Annotated in this window: 13 protein-coding genes and 1 tRNA gene; 7 read left to right on the top strand and 7 right to left on the bottom strand. The window is 68.0% G+C overall.

Annotated features, from left to right (window positions below):
- Positions 1 to 39 precede the first annotated feature (39 nt).
- Positions 40 to 1701 (top strand): sensor histidine kinase, encoded by a 1662-nt coding sequence (locus VH571_RS09915; RefSeq protein WP_423264422.1) that lies wholly within the window; start codon positions 40 to 42, stop codon positions 1699 to 1701.
- A 336-nt stretch (positions 1702 to 2037) separates the two neighbouring features.
- Here VH571_RS09915 and groL read toward each other — a convergent pair whose 3' ends face one another.
- From groL to VH571_RS09940, 5 genes are all read right to left on the bottom strand, one after another.
- Positions 2038 to 3657 (bottom strand): chaperonin GroEL, encoded by a 1620-nt coding sequence (gene groL, locus VH571_RS09920; RefSeq protein ID WP_055963814.1) that lies wholly within the window; start codon positions 3655 to 3657, stop codon positions 2038 to 2040.
- A 255-nt stretch (positions 3658 to 3912) separates the two neighbouring features.
- Positions 3913 to 4116 carry a cold-shock protein gene (locus tag VH571_RS09925; protein WP_055963817.1) on the bottom strand — a complete coding sequence of 68 codons (204 nt, stop codon included), beginning with the start codon at positions 4114 to 4116 and terminating at the stop codon, positions 3913 to 3915.
- A 223-nt stretch (positions 4117 to 4339) separates the two neighbouring features.
- Positions 4340 to 4948 carry a LytR C-terminal domain-containing protein gene (locus VH571_RS09930; RefSeq protein ID WP_423264423.1) on the bottom strand — a complete coding sequence of 203 codons (609 nt, stop codon included), beginning with the start codon at positions 4946 to 4948 and terminating at the stop codon, positions 4340 to 4342.
- Positions 4949 to 4977: 29 nt separating this feature from the next.
- Positions 4978 to 5247, bottom strand: coding sequence for a DUF3263 domain-containing protein (locus VH571_RS09935; RefSeq protein WP_055964110.1), 270 nt, complete (start codon positions 5245 to 5247; stop codon positions 4978 to 4980).
- A gap of 61 nt (positions 5248 to 5308) precedes the next feature.
- Positions 5309 to 6292 (bottom strand): DUF2332 family protein, encoded by a 984-nt coding sequence (locus VH571_RS09940; RefSeq protein WP_423264424.1) that lies wholly within the window; start codon positions 6290 to 6292, stop codon positions 5309 to 5311.
- Positions 6293 to 6425: 133 nt separating this feature from the next.
- Between VH571_RS09940 and msrB the strand changes: the two genes are divergently transcribed.
- Together msrB and VH571_RS09950 are read left to right on the top strand one after the other, a co-directional pair.
- A complete protein-coding gene (gene msrB / locus VH571_RS09945) occupies positions 6426 to 6833 on the top strand; it encodes a peptide-methionine (R)-S-oxide reductase MsrB (RefSeq protein WP_055963824.1) in 408 nt (135 codons plus the stop codon).
- A complete protein-coding gene (locus VH571_RS09950) occupies positions 6830 to 7411 on the top strand; it encodes a nitroreductase family protein (protein WP_423264425.1) in 582 nt (193 codons plus the stop codon). Before msrB ends, VH571_RS09950 begins: the two co-directional genes overlap by 4 nt.
- Before the next feature lie 141 nt (positions 7412 to 7552).
- Here VH571_RS09950 and VH571_RS09955 read toward each other — a convergent pair whose 3' ends face one another.
- Both VH571_RS09955 and VH571_RS09960 read right to left on the bottom strand, forming a co-directional pair.
- Positions 7553 to 7738: a hypothetical protein gene (locus VH571_RS09955; protein ID WP_055963829.1), complete on the bottom strand. Its 186-nt coding sequence runs from the start codon at positions 7736 to 7738 to the stop codon at positions 7553 to 7555.
- 100 nt (positions 7739 to 7838) lie between these two features.
- Positions 7839 to 7914: transfer RNA gene (locus tag VH571_RS09960), tRNA-Thr, on the bottom strand.
- A 182-nt stretch (positions 7915 to 8096) separates the two neighbouring features.
- Here VH571_RS09960 and VH571_RS09965 point away from each other — a divergent pair.
- The 4 genes from VH571_RS09965 (at position 8097) to VH571_RS09980 (ending at position 13485) form a co-directional block, all read left to right on the top strand.
- Positions 8097 to 8702, top strand: coding sequence for a M15 family metallopeptidase (locus VH571_RS09965; protein ID WP_123943356.1), 606 nt, complete (start codon positions 8097 to 8099; stop codon positions 8700 to 8702).
- A 123-nt stretch (positions 8703 to 8825) separates the two neighbouring features.
- Positions 8826 to 9848 carry a 3-oxoacyl-ACP synthase III gene (locus VH571_RS09970; RefSeq protein WP_233573053.1) on the top strand — a complete coding sequence of 341 codons (1023 nt, stop codon included), beginning with the start codon at positions 8826 to 8828 and terminating at the stop codon, positions 9846 to 9848.
- A gap of 68 nt (positions 9849 to 9916) precedes the next feature.
- Entirely contained in the window at positions 9917 to 12505 is a 2589-nt protein-coding gene (locus VH571_RS09975) for an alpha/beta fold hydrolase (protein ID WP_423264494.1), read from the top strand.
- The gene (locus tag VH571_RS09980) at positions 12502 to 13485 is read left to right on the top strand and encodes an NAD-dependent epimerase/dehydratase family protein (RefSeq protein WP_423264427.1); all 984 of its coding nucleotides are present in this window, start codon (positions 12502 to 12504) and stop codon (positions 13483 to 13485) included. The genes VH571_RS09975 and VH571_RS09980 overlap by 4 nt, the downstream gene beginning before the upstream one ends.
- Positions 13486 to 13550: the final 65 nt, after the last annotated feature.

Genomic DNA, 13550 nt, shown 5'->3' on the forward strand with positions numbered 1-13550 from the left:
CGAGGCTTCTCCAGGCCCCTCCGCTAATCTGGCGCAGTCATGCACTCACGCCTCTCGCAGTGGTGGAACGAGATCTCCATCCGAACCAAGATCACCGGCATCACCGTCTGCCTGGTGACGCTCGGGCTGCTCGTCGCCGGCCTCGGCACGATGACGGTGCTCAGCACGTATCTCTATGGCCAGGTCGACCGCGACCTGAAAACGGGGGCGGCAAGCATCCAGTGGGATGGCGCCGACTCCTGCACCTCGAACTTCGGCAATTACAAGACCAGCTACGTCGCGATCTTCTCCAACGACGGAGAACTTCTCTGCGACAACGGTGCGTCTCTGCCCGCGTCGTCCACGCCGTATCTCCCCGACTTCACTGAGCAGTCGGCCGCCACACACCCCTCAGCCTTCAGCACCTACAACGCCCTGGGCACAGAGGAGTGGCGCCTCTACGCGGATCACACGACCCTCACCAACAAATCGACAGGCCAGTCGGTCGAGGCGACCGTGGTGGCCGGCACGAACCTCGCGACCACCAACGCGACGATCACCCGGTTCTCGTACATCTTCCTGGGCTTCGGCCTCTCCGTGGTCGTCCTCGGCGCAGCCATCACGCGGCTCCTGGTGACCTCGACCTTCGCCCCCTTGCGCGACGTCGAAGACACCGCCGCCCGGTTCGCCGACGGCGACTTCAGTCAGCGGCTCGACACCACGACGCCGAACACCGAAGTGGGCAGGCTCAACCGCTCCCTCAACACGATGCTCTCTCGCATCGACTACGCCTTCGACGACCGCGCGAAGACCATCGACCAGATGCGCCGCTTCGTCGGCGACGCCAGTCATGAGCTCCGCACGCCCCTGGTCTCGCTCCGCGGATACGCCGAGCTTTACCGCATGGGCGCCCTCACCAAGCCCGAAGACGTCGCCCAGGCCATGGACCGCATCGAAAAAGAGGCGATCCGCATGGGAGTCCTCGTCCAAGACCTCCTCCAGCTCGCGCGTCTCGACGAGTCCAAGCCCCTCGAGCTCGGCCCGGTCGACCTGGTGACTATCGCCCGCGATTCCGCACTCGACACGATGGCGTCCAACACCGACCGCGAGATCCGAGTCTTCGTGCGCGAGCCGGTCGATCCGGGCCACGAGTCGAGCGACGAGTACGTCGTCGCCCCGGGCCCTGTCGCACCGCTCGCCCCCGGCACGACCGGTCCGATCGCGTTCGCCGGTGCGACCCTGGCCCGGCTCAGGATCCGACGCGCCCGCGCAGCAGAAGCAGGCACCGACGCGCTGGATGCTCCGAGTGCCGACGGCTCAGGCGACGGCGTCGTCAGCCCGGTGATCCTCGGCGAAGAGAACAAGATCCGTCAGGTGGTCACAAACCTCATGGGCAACGCCATGCGATTCACCGACCACGACGCTCCGATCGAGCTCGCCGTCCAGGCCGACCCCGGCCGAGGCATGGCGACCATCGACATCATCGACCACGGTGAGGGCATCCCGCCGCAGATCCGCGAGAAGATTTTCCAGCGCTTCTGGCGGGCTGACACCTCTCGCACCCGCGACACCGGCGGCTCGGGTCTCGGCCTCGCGATCGTCTCCGGTATCGTCGCCGCCCACCATGGCGACGTCGACGTCTTCGACACCCCCGGCGGTGGCGCCACCTTCCGCGTCTCTCTGCCCCTGATGCCTGCAGGCCCGGTTCCCACGCTCTCCTGACGCTGCGCGCGCCGCTGACGCCCGGCGGCACCCTGCAACCCGACGCGCTTCGGCCAAACCGACCCGGCGCGCCACGTCGCAATGGCCGATCCGCGTCACCTTACGGTGCGCCAGCTCGTCACCGCCTGCAGAGCGCCCCGCGGATCCTGCGAGCTCCCTCGGCCGGCGGCACCCTGCAACCCGACGCGCTTCGGCCAAACCGACCCGGCGCGCCACGTCGCAATGGCCGATCCGCGTCGCCTAGCCGCGGGGCGCCCCCGGCAGCACGCCCACCGGCAACGGCAAAGGCCGGCTCCCCCGAGGGGGAACCGGCCTGAGTCGTGAAGCGAATCGGACTTAGAAGTCCATGCCACCCGTGGGGTCGCCGGCCGGGGCCGGGTTCTTCTCGGGCTTGTCGGCGACGACGACCTCGGTGGTGAGGAAGAGGCCGGCGATCGAGGCAGCGTTCTGCAGAGCGGAGCGCGTCACCTTGGCGGGGTCGATGATGCCGGCGGCCAGCATGTCGACGTACTCGCCGGTCGCAGCGTTGAGGCCCCATCCGACGTCGAGGTTGCGCACGCGGTCGACGACGACGCCGGGCTCCATGCCCGCGTTGAAGGCGATCTGCTTGAGCGGAGCGTCGATGGCGACACGCACGATGTTCGCACCGGTCGCCTCGTCGCCCTCGAGCTCGAGGGTTGCGAGAGCGGTCTTGCCGGCCTGGATCAGCGCGACTCCACCACCGGCGACGATGCCCTCTTCGACGGCGGCCTTCGCGTTGCGAACGGCGTCTTCGATGCGGTGCTTGCGCTCTTTGAGCTCGACCTCGGTTGCAGCGCCGGCCTTGATGACGGCGACGCCACCGGCCAGCTTCGCGAGGCGCTCCTGGAGCTTCTCGCGGTCGTAGTCGCTGTCGGTGTTCTCAATCTCGGCACGGATCTGCTTGACGCGACCGGCGATCATCTCTTCGTCGCCAGCACCCTCGACGATGGTGGTCTCGTCTTTGGTGATGATGACCTTGCGGGCACGGCCGAGCAGGTCGAGGGTGGCGTTCTCGAGCTTGAGTCCGACTTCCTCGGCGATGACCTGACCACCGGTGAGGATGGCGATGTCCTGCAGCTGCGCCTTGCGACGGTCCCCGAAGCCGGGAGCCTTGACGGCGACCGACTTGAAGATGCCACGGATCTTGTTGACGACGAGGGTCGCGAGAGCCTCTCCGTCGACGTCTTCCGCGATGATGAGGAGCTGCTTGCCCGACTGGATGACCTTGTCGACGATGGGCAGCAGGTCTTTGATGTTCGAGATCTTCGAGTTGACGATCAGAACGTAGGCGTCTTCGAAGACGGCTTCCTGGCGCTCGGGGTCGGTGACGAAGTACTGCGACAGGTAACCCTTGTCGAAGCGCATGCCCTCGGTGAGCTCGAGCTCGGTGCCGAACGTGTTCGACTCCTCGACGGTGACGACGCCCTCTTTGCCGACCTTGTCGATCGCTTCGGCGATAAGTGCGCCGATGGTGGGGTCAGCAGCCGAGATGGACGCGGTAGCGGCGATCTCGTCCTTGGTCTCGATCTCTTTAGCGTTCTCGAGCAGCTGGGCGGAGACGGCCGCGACGGCCTTCTCGATGCCGCGTTTGAGGCTGATCGGGTCGGCGCCGGCGGCGACGTTGCGGAGGCCCTCGCGCACGAGTGCCTGGGCGAGGACGGTAGCCGTCGTCGTGCCGTCTCCGGCGACGTCGTCGGTCTTCTTCGCGACCTCTTTGACCAGCTCGGCGCCGATCTTCTCGTAGGGGTCGTCGAGCTCGATCTCTTTCGCGATGGAGACACCGTCGTTGGTGATCGTGGGGGCGCCCCACTTCTTCTCCAGAACGACGTTGCGACCGCGCGGGCCGAGGGTGACCTTTACAGCGTCGGCAAGAATGTTCAGGCCGCGCTCGAGGCCGCGTCGGGCCTCTTCGTCAAAAGCAATGATCTTAGCCATGTGGTTTTTCGTCCCTCCCGGACGTCGTGGGGCACGCTGCCCCGGCTGGTGCCGTATATCAGGTGAGTCTTTTGGCACTCCCTCATCGAGAGTGCCAATTGATTCTGGCACTCTGCCGTATCGAGTGCAAGTGCTCTCAGGAGCCCCTTGGGCAAGGATCCGAAACCCCCGAGACCGCCCGCCCGTCGCCTCCCGAAACGGTCGCCCACACGAAAAACGCCGCCCTCGCGGACGGCGCTTCTCTGCTCTGACGACTCAGGCGAGGCGTACGGCTTCGGCCTGGGGGCCCTTGTTGCCCGTCCCGACCTCGAACACGACGGCCTGGCCCTCTTCGAGCACCTTGTATCCGCTCATGTCGATGGCTGAATAGTGGACGAAGACGTCCTGCCCGTCCCCCTCGACGGTGATGAACCCGTAACCCTTTTCCGCGTTGAACCACTTCACGGTTCCGTTGGCCATTTCGTACTCCCTAGCTGTGTCTGTCGGTGGCGCTGCCCAGCCGGCACGGACCGGTGCGGAGGGGCCGACTGATCCCAGATAGTAATAAAGAGCCGGGCCGAAAAGGGGGGTGCCGCCCGAAAAATCGGACCGGGAGGCGCCAAACGGCCTGTTGTTTACACGGCCGTAACCGAAGGCGTCATTTCCCGTCACGCAGAGCTTCGAGACGCTGCTTACCGACGGCTCACGACTGGGCGTTGAAGTCGGCTCCGAGGATCACCGTGATCGTCGCGCCGGGGAACGCCGTGCTCTGCTCGACCGTGTTGATCCCGAGCGACTTCGCGATGCCGAGGGCGATCGATTCGTTGTCGGCCGCCGAGTCGTCGTAGTAGACCACGGAGGTCGAGACCTGCGACGACGCGTTGCCCATGTTGCCGACGACCCAGCCGGCGTTCGTCAGGGTGGTTCCGGCGGTCGAGGCGAGGCCCGTGGTGGTGGTCGCGTTGAGAACGGTGATGGTCGTCTTCGTGGAGTCGACCTTCGACGGGTCGGCGAGGGGCGTGGCTGTCGGAGTCGCCGCGGGTGTCTTCGTCGCCCCACTGGTGGCGGTGCCCGTCGCCGTGGATTTCGGCGTCGCCGTGCTCGAACTCGTCGACGCCGAGCTACGGAACTGGAAGCTGTCGTTGGTCACGGTGAGCCAGGCGATGCCGCCCGCCGTCAAGACGCCCACGGCGAGGAACGCCCACGCGAAGACGATCAGGCCGCCGTGCCGCCGAACGCCGGAGCGGTGGGCGCCGACGCGCAGCAGCGAGTCGGGGACGCCATCGAAACGGTCCTGAGGGAACTTGGCCATGCGGTGTCTGGTCTTCCGTGATCGGGCGGTCAGCGGCCGAAGGTCCGGGCGCTGCGCGATGCGGCGCGGGAGTCGCGCAGGCGCAGCAGCCTCCCGACCAGCATCGGCGCGTAGGCAAGTGCATCGGGTCTTTCTATGAGCGAACCGAGCAACTGCTGGTATCGCGGGGCAGAAAGGCCCAGTTCCGACCGGATCGCCGCCGCTTTTCGCGGAGGTGAGGCGGGGGCATTCTGCTCGAAGTCGAGAAGGCGCCGATCGCGGTCACTGAGACCGCGCACGTACTCCTCGTCGCTCTGCATCTGCACCCTCCGGTTGCCGTCATCCTAGATCGCACGGGTAGCGAGCCCGGGCCGACACGCGTCAGACCGGCTGCACTCGCGTCCCGTGCGCATCTCCCACGGCGAGCGCGACGCCGTCGAGCGAAAGAGTCGCGAAGGCCTCCGGTCGCCCTATGAAACGACCAGGATCCGACACGGTCGCCTGCACTCCCGACAGCAGCCCGGTGCGCTCGTAGGTGATCCACCGCACGCCGAGCCGGGTCACCAGGTCGACGAACGCCTGGCGCCTGGCTCCCGGCAGGTAGACGAGGGTGCCGGTCGAGACCACCACGGGCGTGAGCCCCCGCGGCGTGCGGGCGACCAGCTCTTCGAGCCCGTCGACGGCGTCTCCTGTCACCAACGCCGGCGGATCCTGCACTGCCACCCGCAGGGCCGCACGCAGCAGATCCACGCGGTCCTCTTGACCCGGCCACAGCAGCGTCTCGAGCCAGCGGCGGGCGTCGTCGTGTGTCACGGCAAGGGGCTGCAGGTCGAGGCCGAGCCGTGCCTCGATGCGCGGCAGCGTGGGATCCTCGTCGCCCCACCACGGCCCGGCGACCTCCGTGGCCAGGCGGACGTCGCTCGTGATGTCTCCCAGCGTGAACGCGGACCCCTCGGCAGTCACCGCGAGCGCGAACCGGTCGGGGTAGAGGCCGAGTCCTGCCGACGCTCCCACCTCGAGCAACGCGATCGGTCCGGCGATTCCAGCGGAGGCCAGCGCGAGAGCGACCGGCCCCGACCTCCGCACATCGTTCGTCTGCGTGAGCCGTCGCCCCAGTTCGAGCACGAGGGCGTCGGCATGGTCGAGCATCCAGGCCCGTAGCGAGCCGAACGGAGAGAGCTGCGCCCCCAGGATCCGACACACGGCCAGCACGAGCACCGGCTGCCTCGACCCTGTGGGCGCCGCGTCGACGATCTCGACGAGCCTCGGGTCACCGGCGATCCCGCCTGCCCAGTCGGCGTAGATCGGCGAGCCGCCGGCAGCCGCCACCACCGCGAATTCCTGGAAGCGGTCCGCCGTGCTCATGCCGCCGAGCCTACGGCCCGCTGTGCGGGCGGCGTTCCGGGTGCATACACGGAATCATCACCGGGCGTGCAGTGTTGAATGGAATGGCCGGATCCTGCACCCAGCGGTCCCGGCCCCGAACGAAGGAGCACCCATGGAGTACAAGGTCGAGAAGAGCGACGCCGAGTGGCGCGAAGAGCTCAGCCCGGAAGAGTTCGCCGTGCTGCGCGAAGCCGCAACCGAGCGCCCCTGGACGGGCGAGCTGCTCGATGAGAGCCGGGCCGGTTTCTACACCTGTGCCGCCTGCGGCAACGAGCTGTTCAAGAGCGGCACGAAGTTCGATTCGAACTGCGGCTGGCCGTCGTTCTACGAGTCGGTCAACCCCGACGCCGTCCAGCTGATCGAAGACAAGTCGCTCGGCATGGTCCGCACCGAGGTCCGCTGCGCGAACTGCGGTTCGCACCTCGGCCACGTCTTCGACGATGGCTTCGGCACGCCCACCGGCGATCGCTACTGCATGAACAGCATCTCGCTGAACTTCAAGGCCGACGAGCAGGCGTGAACCTCTCCGACACCGGCGGAGCGTCGTTGACGGCCTCACCCGTCCGCGAAGCCGTTCTGCGTCGCCGTTCCCGCTCCACCGTCACCGAGGAGGCCCCGTCACACGACGAGCTTCTCGAACTCGTGGCGGCCGCAGCGACGGTCGCCGACCACTCGCACCTCGCGCCGTGGCGGCTCATCGCGCTCCGCGGTGACGCGCGGCTCAAGGTCGGGCGCGCTCTCGCGAAGGCGGGCGGCGCGAACGGCGACTCGGTCGAGAAGGGTGCCCGCAAGCTGCTTCGTGCGCCGCTGGTCATCGCGATCGTGTCGTCGCCGCGAGAGAGCCGCAAGGTTCCGGAGTGGGAGCAGGAGGCAGTCGCCTCGGGCGTCGCGCACCTGCTCAGCCTTCTGCTCGACGAGGCCGGCTGGGGCGTCTTCTGGCGCACCGGCACCGACACGCGTGCCAAGAAAGTCCGAAAGGCTCACAAGCTGTCGAAGGGCGAGAACCTTCTGGGCTGGCTTTACGTCGGCGGAGTGGATCACCGCGAACGCAAGCCGCGCAAGCCGGTCGATGCCTCGAGCTTCGTCACCGAACTCTAGAAGCACTCACAACGAAGACCGGCTCTCCGCTCGCGGCGGGCCGGTCTTGTCGTTGAGGCGAGCGACTGCGTCGGTGCGAGCCGGTGCTCATGTGAGCCACTGTGCTCGTGAAAGCGACTGCGCCTCCAGGAAGAGGCTGGGCTACCAGGAGCGGTTGCTGCGGCCGATGAAGTTCATCGGGATGAACAGCGCCACGGTGCAGGCCACGATTCCGCCGAAGAAGGTCAGGAAGCGCCAGGCCTCGGGCACCTGGAAAGCCAGGCCGAAGCAGAAGATACCGAAAACGAAAAGCGCGATGGCGACAACGGCGATGACGATGTTAGACAAGCGGGGCTCCTCAAAGGCTTCGAACTCCCCCTAGCGTAAGCCCTCGAGAGACTCACCGCCTCGCGAGGCGGCACCGGGGTCGACCAGGGTCGAAAACGAGTGGGGCCGACTGCGGGACTTGAACCCGCAACCTGCTGTTTACAAGACAGCTGCGCTACCAATTGCGCCAAGTCGGCAAGTGCGACCAGTGTAACCGCCCCGAGCGGACCGGACGACGACGACCCCCGCTGAGAGTCGGTTCGGCCCGGAATCGTCTCCACTTCGGTGCCGAGCAAGGCGACACGCCGACGGGCCCCCCGAAGTGGGGCGACCCGCACTGGGGGAAGATCATCCTGCAGGATGATGCGAGGGTCGTTCCATGATCACGGGAACCCTCGAGCCGACGATGACCTCGGCCTCACGACTGCGGGCATTCACCACGCCTCGCCGCGTGGCACTTCTTGCACTCGCTCTCCTGCTCGCCTTCGGCCTCGTCGTCGGCACGTCCGCCACCCCCGCCCAGGCCTGGGGCGGCTACACCAATGGCAAGATCCCTCTCTCCAAGCTCATCGCCATCCCGAACGGCTATCTCCGCATCGACGCGGCGGCCGGCTACGGGTCGATGAACAAGGCCTTCAAGAAAAAGTTCGGCAAAGAGCTGGGTGTCACCGAGGGCTACCGCAGCTACGACAAACAGGTCTCGATCTGGAACTCGCGCTACGTCAAGCACTCGAAGAAGGTGGCGAACAGCGTCGCGTACGCCGGCAAGTACTGGACGAAGAAGAAGAACGTGTCGGTGGCCGCCGTTCCCGGCACCAGCGTCCACGGATGGGCGCTGGCCATGGATCTCAATTCGGGTGTGCAGACCGCCGGAAGCGCTCAGAAGCGCTGGGCCGACAAGTACGGCCCGAAGTACGGCTGGAAGCCCATCGGCAACAACTTCGGCGAGCCCTGGCACTTCGAGTTCACTCCCGTCAAAAAGTAAGGCAGTTCTATATGCCAGCCACGGCATATGCGGGTACAGGGCATCCGGCAACCATCCAGTCACTGCGGTCGTAAACTCCAGGGGGTACAAAATCGACCCGCGACAACTGGACAGGGAGCTCCGTTGGACGGAAATGCAACGACGAGGCACAAAAACGTCGCCCTCCTCTCGGTAACGAGCGAGCTAGCGCAGCGTGTAACGACCTCCGACGAGCTCGATCGACGACTACAACCCGTCTTGAAACGACTGAAGCTTCCTAAGGGGCTGCTGCAGCGCGTCGCCGGCGTTATGGAGCGGCGCAACTGGAGCGACGGTCAGACGTTCGAGAAGGCGGCCATCGCCGCTGGCAAGCGCGCGCTCGACGAGGCCGGCATCCGGCCTGATCAGATCGGGCTGCTCATCAACACCTCGATCACGCGCCGCAACCTTGAGCCGTCCGTTGCCGTGCACCTCCATGACGGGCTCGGGCTCGGCTCGGCCGCCCTGAACTTCGACATCGCCAACGCCTGTCTCGGTTTCGTCAACGGGATGAACCTCGCGGCTTCGCTCATCGACGCCGGTCAGGTCGACTACGCCCTCGTCGTCGACGGCGAAGATTTCGACGACGTGCAGACCAACACGGTCGACCGTCTCCTCAACGGCGACATCGCCCGCCGCGACTTCATGAGCGAGTTCGCGAGCCTCACCCTCGGTTCCGGTGCCGCCGCTGCCGTCCTCGGTCGCGCTGACCGCCATCCCGAGGGGCACCGCATCATCGGTGGCATCACACGCTCGGCGAGCCAGTACAACGACCTCTGCGTCGGCACGGTGAACGGCATGTTCACCGACGCGGCCGGGCTCCTCAAGCACGGCATGGAACTGGTCGTCCACGCCTGGCGCGATGCTGCGAAAGACTGGAACTGGTCGCACATGGATCGCTATGTGATGCACCAGGTCTCCGACATCCACACAGCCGACTTCGTCAAGTCGGCCGGTATCGATCGCGATCTCGTCCCCCTCACCTACCCGACGCTCGGCAATGTCGGGTCGGCCTCGATCCCCATCACACTCGCCCAGGAGGCCAAGACGCTCTCCAAGGGGGATCGTGTGCTCCTCATGGGGGTCGGCTCCGGCATCAACACGGCCATGACCGAACTCGCCTGGTGATTTCCCGCCTCCCCCGGGCGGCTCGGCAGGTCGCCCCCGCTTCGCTCCCCCCTCGGGGCCTGCCCGGCATGGACGACTCGTTCTCTCGGCTGGTGCCGGCCGCCGGTCGCACCTGGCACGTGCTCGACTCCGGCCCCGTCCTCACCGACGAGGGTCTGGAGCCGGTGGGCACGATCCTCTGCGTGCACGGCAATCCCACGTGGTCGTACCTCTGGCGGTCTCTGGTCTCGGCGGCCACCGACCAGGCCCGAGCCGGCGGCCCCGTCTGGCGCGTCATCGCCGTCGACCAGCTCGACATGGGCTTCTCCGAGCGCACCGGCGTAGAGCGCGACCTCACCCTCCGAGTCGGCGATCTCTCCGACCTCACCGACGCACTCGAGCTCTCCGGCCCCGTCGTCACCTTCGGCCACGACTGGGGCGGCGTCATCTCGCTCGGCTGGGCCGTCGACCACCCCGACCTCCTCGCCGGCGTTCTGCTGCTCAACACCGCCGTGCATCAGCCGGAGTCGTCGAAGATCCCGGCCCCGCTCCGCCTCACACTCGGCAAAGGTGTTCTCGGAACCGCCACCGTCTCGACCCCCGCCTTCATCGAAACCACGCTCGCGCTCGCGCACCCGCCGCTCGCCCTCGACGTCAAAGAGGCGTACCGCGCCCCCTATCGCTCGGCCGATCGCCGCGGCGGAGTCGGCGGATTCGTCGCCGACATCCCCGTCGACGCCTCCCATGTCAGCGATGCCGAGAGACGACGTGTCGCCGAGGGCCTCCGCGCCCTGACCGTTCCCGCCCTCTTCCTCTGGGGCCCCCGCGACCCGATCTTCAGCGATCGCTATCTCGACGATCTCGTCGACCGTCTCCCGCACGCCGACGTGCACCGTTTCGAGGGTGCGGGGCACCTCGTCGCCGAAGACGTCGACTTCGCGAGCGCGACGCTCTCCTGGCTCGGGGATCGATTCGGTGGTTCCGAACCCCAGGATCCCCCGGTGCCGGCGACCGCACAGCCCGCGTTCCGTTCTCTCCTCAGCGCCCTCGACGAGAGGCGCGAGTCCGACGGGGTCGCCCTGGTCGAGATGCCGACCACGCCCGGCGGCACCCGTACCTCCGTGACCTGGCGCGGCCTCGCTCGTCGCGTCGACCGGCTCGCCAAGGGCCTCGCCCTGGCCGGGGTCGAACGTGGCGACCGCGTTTCGCTGCTCGTGCCTCCGGGGGCCGATCTGACGGCCGTCCTCTACGCCTGCCTTCGACTGGGGGCCGTGGTCGTCGTCGCCGACGCGGGTCTCGGCGTCAAGGGGCTCACCCGCGCCGTGCGTGGCGCGTGGCCGGCCCATCTCATCGGCGCCCTCCCTGGGCTGAGCGCCGCTCGTGCCCTCGGCTGGCCGGGCCAGAAGATCTCGACGACCGCGCTCCCCGCCGCAGCCCAGAAGGCCCTCGGAGTAGCGCACTCCGTCCCCGAGCTGGTGTCGCTGGGTGCCGCTTCAGCGATCGGCCTGCCCGAGGCGCCCGGCGCCGACGATCTCGCGGCCATCCTGTTCACCTCCGGGTCCACCGGCCCGGCGAAGGGCGTCGCGTACACCCACCGTCGGCTCGCGGCTCTCTGCTCGACCCTGGGGGCGACCTACGGCGTCGGACCCTCGACGGGCATCGTCGCCGGCTTCGCGCCCTTTGCCCTGCTCGGCCCCGCCCTCGGCGCCCGCTCCGTGACACCGGCGATGGACGTCACCTCTCCCGCCACTTTGACCGCGACGGCGGTGGCTGCAGCGGCCGCCGAGATCGACGCCACGGTGCTGTTCCTCTCGCCCGCCGCCCTGACGAACGTCGTCGCCACCGCGGGCGACCTCTCGGAGGGGCACCAGCAGGCGCTGAACCAGGTCGGCACCTTCCTCTCGGCGGGCGCTCCCGTCTCCGCCGCCCTCCTCGAATCAGCGGCGACGCTCATGCCCAATGCCGTGCCTCACACGCCCTACGGCATGACCGAGGGCCTCCTGATGACCGACGTGACTCTCGACGAGGTGCGGGCCGCCCGCGAGCAGACCGAGGCTCCGCAAGGCGTCTGCGTCGGTCGACCGATCGCGGGCGTCGAGATCCGCATCAGCGCTCTCGACCGCGACGGCGTCGCCAGAGGCAAACCCTCCGAAGTCGTCGACACCACCGGCGAGATCGTCGTCTCCGCGCCGCACCTCTTCGACCACTACGACAGGCTCTGGCTGACCGACCGCGCCTCCCGTCGAGATGTCCCCGCCGGACGATGGCACCGCACGGGCGACGTCGGCCACATCGACCGCGACGGTCGGCTCTGGATCGAAGGCCGCCTGCCCCACGTGCTCTCTACACCTGACGGGGCGGTGACCCCGGTCGGGCCCGAGCAGCGGATCGAGTCGGTGCCCGGCGTTCGGCGTGCCGCGCTCGTCGGGGTCGGACCACGCGGAACGCAGGTCGCGGTGGCCGTGGTCGAAACTGAGCCCGGTGCTCGGAAGGTGGCCCTGTCGGATCCTGAGCTCGCCTCCGCCGTTCGCGACGTCGCGGGCCTCGAGGTCGCAGCCGTTCTGGTCGTGCCGCTTCTACCCACCGATGTGCGCCACAACTCCAAGATCGACCGCACTGCTCTCGCCACCTGGGCCGCGTCGATTCTTGAGGGCGGCCCGCTGGTCGCTCCGAGATGACCACGCTCGTCACCGGCGCCTCGGGTCTGCTCGGTCGAGCGGTCGCCGTCGAGCTGCTCCGCCGGGGCCTGTCGGTCCGCACGTTCCAACGGCGTCCGTCGGGTGTCGACGGCGCTGAGGGGCACACCGGGTCGATCACCGACCCCGCAGCGGTCGAACGTGCCCTCGTCGGGGTCGATTCGGTCGTGCACCTGGCGGCCAAGGTGTCGCTGGCGGGCGATCCCTCCGAGTTCGAGGCGGTCAATGTGGGTGGCACGAAGCTGCTTCTCGCCGCCGCGGCGCGCGCTGGAGTGAGCCGCTTTGTCTTCGTCTCGTCGCCCTCGGTGGCCCACTCGGGCACATCGCTGTCGGGAGAGGGCGCCGGCCCCGCCGATCCGCTTCGCGCGCGCGGTGATTACGCGCGCACCAAGGCCGAGGCCGAACTCCTGGCGCTGGCCGCCGATGCCGCAGGCTTCTCGGTCGTCGTGGTGCGTCCGCATCTCGTCTGGGGCCCGGGAGACACCCAGCTCGTGGCTCGCATCGTCGATCGCTCCCGCTCGGGGCGCCTGCCCCTTCTCGCGCACGGCACCGCCCTGATCGACACGCTCTACATCGACAATGCGGCGACCGGTATCGCTCAGGCACTCGCACGCGCGGTGGATGTCCATGGCCGCGCGTACGTTCTCACGAACGGGGAGCCGCGGCCCGTTGCCGAGCTCCTCGGGGGTATCTGTCGCGCCGCGGGTGTGCCCGCGCCCGAGCGCAGCATTCCGGCTCGCCTGGCGACCACGGCGGGTTCGCTCATCGAGACTGTCTGGCGCCTTCGCCCCGGCCTCGACGAGCCCCCGATGACCCGCTTCCTCGCCGAACAGCTGTCAACCGCGCACTGGTTCGATCAGCGTCGCACTCGCCACGATCTCGACTGGCACCCGTCGGTCTCACTCGACGCGGGTTTCGCTAGCCTCGCTGCCTGGTACGCCTCCGGCGCCCCTGCCCTCTGACTCCCTCGGGCTGCCCCACGAACCCTGACCCGCCCCGCTCCGGTGACCGGTCCGAGCGAAGCGAG

Source organism: Frondihabitans sp. 4ASC-45, from assembly GCF_049472575.1.
GTDB lineage: Bacteria > Actinomycetota > Actinomycetes > Actinomycetales > Microbacteriaceae > Frondihabitans.